The 5,162-nt window shown below is 35.3% G+C and carries 6 protein-coding genes; 3 read left to right on the top strand and 3 right to left on the bottom strand.

Annotated features, from left to right (window positions below; all coding sequences use genetic code 11):
• Positions 1-256: 256 nt before the first annotated feature.
• A complete protein-coding gene (locus tag MW688_RS23775) occupies positions 257-616 on the bottom strand; it encodes an ArsR/SmtB family transcription factor (protein ID WP_486738496.1) in 360 nt (119 codons plus the stop codon).
• 128 nt (positions 617-744) lie between these two features.
• On the opposite strand from MW688_RS23775, the gene nblS reads away from it, so the two are divergent.
• Positions 745-2,715 carry a two-component system sensor histidine kinase NblS gene (gene nblS / locus MW688_RS23770; RefSeq protein WP_486738495.1) on the top strand — a complete coding sequence of 657 codons (1,971 nt, stop codon included), beginning with the start codon at positions 745-747 and terminating at the stop codon, positions 2,713-2,715.
• A gap of 18 nt (positions 2,716-2,733) precedes the next feature.
• On the opposite strand, the gene MW688_RS23765 is transcribed toward nblS, so the two are convergent.
• A complete protein-coding gene (locus tag MW688_RS23765; RefSeq protein ID WP_486738494.1) occupies positions 2,734-3,078 on the bottom strand; it encodes an FtsX-like permease family protein in 345 nt (114 codons plus the stop codon).
• Between the two features lie 52 nt (positions 3,079-3,130).
• Between MW688_RS23765 and MW688_RS23760 the strand changes: the two genes are divergently transcribed.
• Both MW688_RS23760 and MW688_RS23755 read left to right on the top strand, forming a co-directional pair.
• A complete protein-coding gene (locus MW688_RS23760; RefSeq protein ID WP_486738497.1) occupies positions 3,131-3,568 on the top strand; it encodes an acyl-CoA thioesterase in 438 nt (145 codons plus the stop codon).
• 108 nt (positions 3,569-3,676) lie between these two features.
• Complete coding sequence (locus MW688_RS23755) at positions 3,677-4,642, top strand: sulfite exporter TauE/SafE family protein (protein ID WP_486738493.1); 966 nt, start codon at positions 3,677-3,679, stop codon at positions 4,640-4,642.
• A 93-nt stretch (positions 4,643-4,735) separates the two neighbouring features.
• Here MW688_RS23755 and MW688_RS23750 read toward each other — a convergent pair whose 3' ends face one another.
• Complete coding sequence (locus tag MW688_RS23750; RefSeq protein ID WP_486738492.1) at positions 4,736-4,996, bottom strand: hypothetical protein; 261 nt, start codon at positions 4,994-4,996, stop codon at positions 4,736-4,738.
• Positions 4,997-5,162 lie beyond the last annotated feature (166 nt).

Genomic DNA, 5,162 nt, shown 5'->3' with positions numbered 1-5,162 from the left:
AAAAAGTCCCCCTTGGTAAGGGGGATTGAGGGGGATCTTATCTGAGGCGATCGCCTACTGCTATAATTAAACGGACATGATATAACGCAAAAGTTAATTATTTTGTGAACACAGACAGCCTTGGTGCGTTACGCGCTCCAGGCGAAGTTCGCACACTACTAATACTACAAACTCTTGGTAAAAAACCTACCCCTATGAGCTCTCCCTTGTAACTCAGTAGACTAAAAAACACGCTTATTAGCATTAAGAACTTTGTTTAAAAGTTTTTTAATTCTTGAAACTGTTGATTTTGCTGATCTATCTTCCAAGCCAAAGAATTACAAACTAAGTCACACAACTCAAACAAAAAAGGATTAGAAATTTGGTAAAAAACATTAATACCTTGTTGTTCACGGCTAACTAATCCTGCTTGATTAAGAATTTTTAAATGCTTAGAAACATTAGCCTGTCCTAAACTCGTAGCTTCAATAATTTCAGAAACATTTTTAGGGCCTGATTTAAGGCTACACAGAATACTGATCCGACTTTCTTCAGCTAAAACCTTGAAAAAATCAGCCATTAAAGAAACAGCCACGGGAGACAGATGGAGAGATTCACTTTTATTTACGACATTCATTTTCTACTTTTCCTTCAATTTAAACTTCTTAATACTATCTTGCCTCAACACTATTCTTCGTGGCTTAAGTATAATAAGCATTATAATAATTAAAATCAACTATCGCTAAATCTTAACTTTAATCAACCTTGCTGGAGTTACTGCAAAAAATTAGAGAAGTTATCGCTCGGTGGTGGTCTGAGTTTACTCTTCAGACTAAACTAATGGCCGCCGCTACCCTCGTTGTGTCTTTGGTGATGAGTGGTTTGACCTTTTGGGCAGTAAATACCATTCAACAGGATGCTCGTATCAATGATACCCGTTTTGGCAGAGATCTCGGTCTGTTGTTGGCGGGTAATGTTACTCCCTTAATAGCTGATAATAACTTATTGGAAGTTGCTAATTTTTCTAGCCGTTTTTACACAAGCACTTCAAGCGTGCGCTATATTCTCTACGCTAATGAAGAAGGGAAGATTTTTTTCGGAATTCCTTTTGCTGATTCTGAGGTACGTAATTCTCTAAAAATTGAAAAAAGAATTCAAATTCCCCCAAATTATGCTAAAAATTCCGAGGAGCCATTTATCAGGCAACATTTAACCCCCTACGGAGAAATTACTGATGTTTTTGTGCCATTGACCCACGAAAATAAATATTTAGGAGTATTAGCTATCGGGATTAATCCTAACCCAACAGTGGTAGCCTCTTCTAATTTGACTAGAGATGTGACTATCGCTGTATTTATTTCAATTTGGGCTATGGTAATTCTTGGTGCTGTTTTTAACGCTTTAACCATTACTAAGCCTATTAAAGAATTGTTAGTGGGAGTTAAGAATATTACCGCAGGTAATTTTAAACAACGGATTGATTTACCTCTAGGAGGTGAGTTAGGAGAATTAATCTTAAGCTTTAACAAAATGGCTGAAAGATTAGAACGTTATGAAGAACAAAATATAGAAGAATTAACCGCAGAAAAAGCTAAACTAGAAACTCTAGTTTCAACTATAGCCGACGGCGCCGTTCTTATTGATACTGATTTAAAGGTAATGTTAGTTAATGCCACGGCGCGGCAAATTTTTGACTGGGAAACTCTGCCTCTCCTCGGCGAAAGTATCCTCGAACATTTGCCCTCAGAATTAAGTTTACAGTTATATGAACCTTTGAATCAACTCATTGCTAAAAAAACTAGTTCTCATAGTGATTTCCACAATCAAGAAGATTTGCCTACAGAAATTGATACCGAAGGTGCGGGATTCACGATTACTCTTAATCAACCAAATAAAAGAAGTTTAAGGGTACTTCTAACTCAAGTATTAGACCAGTATCGAGAAACCGTTAAAGGTATCGCGATGACAGTACAAGATATAACTCGTGAAGTAGAACTAAATGAAGCTAAGAGTCAATTTATTAGTAATGTTTCCCATGAACTGAGAACTCCTTTGTTTAATATTAAATCATTTATTGAAACTTTGTTTGAGTATGGAGAAGATTTAAATGAAAATCAAAAACGGGAATTTTTAGAAACGGCTAATCACGAAACAGACCGATTGAGTCGTTTAGTTAATGATGTTTTAGATTTATCACGGCTAGAATCCTCAAAAATTTATCATTTTGAAGCTGTTAACTTGGAACAGCTTATTGATCAAACTTTGAGAACTTATCAACTCAATGCTAAAGATAAAGGTGTTAAATTAACTCAAGAAATAGAACCGGATTTATTGCGGGTTTGGGGTCACTATGATCTCCTGTTACAAGTATTAACTAATTTAGTAGGAAATGCTCTAAAATTTACTCAATCGGGAGGGAAAGTAACTATTCGTGCCTATAATTTGTACAAGAAAACTGAAGAATATCAGTCTAAACCTATGGTTCGTGTGGAAGTATCTGATACAGGAATAGGCATCGATACAGAAGACCAAGCGGCAATTTTTGATCGCTTCTTTCGGGTAGAAAATCGAGTACATACCCTTGAAGGTACAGGGTTAGGCTTATCAATTGTTAAAAATATTATTGATAAACATAACACTACTATTAATTTAATTAGTGAAGTTGGTATTGGCACAACTTTTTGGTTTGATTTAGTTGTCTATCCTAGAGAAAATGCTGAGAAAACAACTAAATAAATCTAGGGATGAAGTTGATTAAAAAATATCAGCAGGATCTGCATCTTCGAGTTTTTTTATAGCTAAGATACCTGCAATTAAACACATAATCAAGGTGAGACTAAAGACAAACAAGGTTCTCATGGTAGTCATCGATATGGGTAGGAGAGTAGCATGTTTTACTATTTTATATAAAATTGCAGAGAGTAAAAAGCCAGGTATATAACCCATCATTGATAATAATAAGGATTCTTGGGCTACTGTAGACCAGAAATATGTTTTATTGAAGCCTATCGCCATCAGGGTGGCATATTCACGTAAATGATCGCTAACATCGGTATAGAGGATTTGATATACTACCACTATGCCGACGATTAAACCCATAACTACCCCCACTCTAGAAGCTAAAATGAGTGAACAGCAACAAGGTATTAGTATTCGTACCTATGAATATGTACACACTGTCAGTTTTGAAGAAACAAATTTAGTGGGTAATGTATATTATGCCAATTATGTTCGCTGGCAGGGTCGCACTCGCGAAATGTTTTTAAAAGACCACGCACCGGAAATTTTACAAGATTTGGCTCAAGGATTAGCCTTAGCTACTGTGCGTGTTTCCTGTGAATACTTCTCAGAATTATTCGCCTTTGACCAAGTAGCAATCAAAATGCGTCTAGGGGAAATGACACAAAATCGCATTACCATGATTTTTGAATACTGGCGCCTTAATCCTGATGGAGAAGAATTAGTCGCTCGTGGTGAACAACAAACCGCTTGTATGAATAGGGTTGGTGAAAAATTATTACCAACCCCCATACCTCCTGCTTTAAAAGCCGCTTTACAACTTTATAGCTCTACGCATTATGGCGTGTGATATCAAAATAAATCTCTTTCCCCCCTTTTTCAAGGGGGGTTAGGGGGGATCAAAATTTCCTAATGTCAACAAGCACTGCTATATCAGTAAATTTTTGAGAGTAAATGTATGTCTAAAAAACAAATTGTCTTGTTGATAATTCTCATGACTTGGACTACTTGGCTAGTGATTCTCGGCATCACTCAAGCTTGGTACTATTTAAGCAATTATTGGCAAATTGCTGTAACTATGCTCTTTGGCTCAATGATTGCTGGTGGTACCAGTTTAGGAGGAGGGGCAGTGGCTTTTCCTGTTTTTACTAAATTGCTACATATCTCTCCTACCGAAGCTAAATTATTTTCTTTAGCCATTCAAAGTGTGGGTATGACTGCTGCTTCTGTGAGTATTTGTTTAACTAAAATTAAGGTCCAGTGGCGCTTTATTTTCTGGAGTAGTTGTGGCGGTATTATCGGTATTTTTTTGGGGTTGAAATTTTTGAGTAACTATTTACCTCCTGATGTGGTGAAAATGTGTTTTACTACTATGTTATTCAGTTTTGGCATCACTTTGTTAATAGTTAAACACAATTTTAACCCACAATCTGCACCCATAATTCAATTTAATTTTAGAGATAACTTTTTTCTGTTTTTCTTAGGTTTAGTGGGAGGCTTAATTACTAGTTTCATTGGTAATGGTATAGATATATTGCTATTTTCTGCGATGATTTTAATGTATAAACTAGACGAAAAAATAGCTACTTCTACTTCTGTGGTGATTATGGCTATCAATGCTTTAGCTGGGTTTATTATACAATTACTGTTTATAGATAAATTGCCAGAAACTGTTTATAGTTATTGGTTAGCTGCTATACCAGTAGTAGTTTTTGGCGCTCCTTTTGGAGCAGTTTGTTGTAGTAAAATGACTCGACAGACTATTATCAATATTCTGTTGTTATTGATTACCTGTGAGTTTATTACTTCTATTTTGTTAATACCAATGAAACCCATTATTTTAATTACATCTGCAATAGTTTTAGGACTGTTTTCAGGCTTTAATTATTGGATGTATCAAACTTCTCGTAGAAATTTTCTCTAAACTGACCACAATTTTTAACTTGCACATTTTTAAATTCTTACTGAGTAAAAGATCTGACATTCCACCACAGCAAAATATGAGTATCAATAATAATCATGAGTTTGTGGAAGAATCAGTGAAAATTTCCCAGTCGGATTCGTCAAAAATTGGTGCATAAGGATCAACATCAGGCTTATATACTTGATACTTAATTACATTTTCATCGTCGGATGTTGTCGGTTTGGGATTAATGGATGTTTTAATAACGTTAATAATAGCATTGTGAATCAGTTCATCAACATCTAATCCTGTTATGACAGATGCTTGATACAGAGATTGTATTTCTTGGGGAGTTAAGTTGATATTAATAACCATTGCTAACAAATCCTGACGAAGGTTTTAATTTTCAGTATAAATAATTTCGATTCTTCCTGATTTGTAACGGTATTGTCAAGTTAACCACCAAAGAAAGCCCCGTCAACTCAGACCGCTTCTAAAAATCTACTCAAATTTACTCAAACAGCAAAATAAGACAGAAAAA

This window comes from Johannesbaptistia floridana (assembly GCF_057440575.1).
Note: the sequence above shows the minus strand (reverse complement) of the source record. Positions and strands in the feature narration are given on the sequence as shown.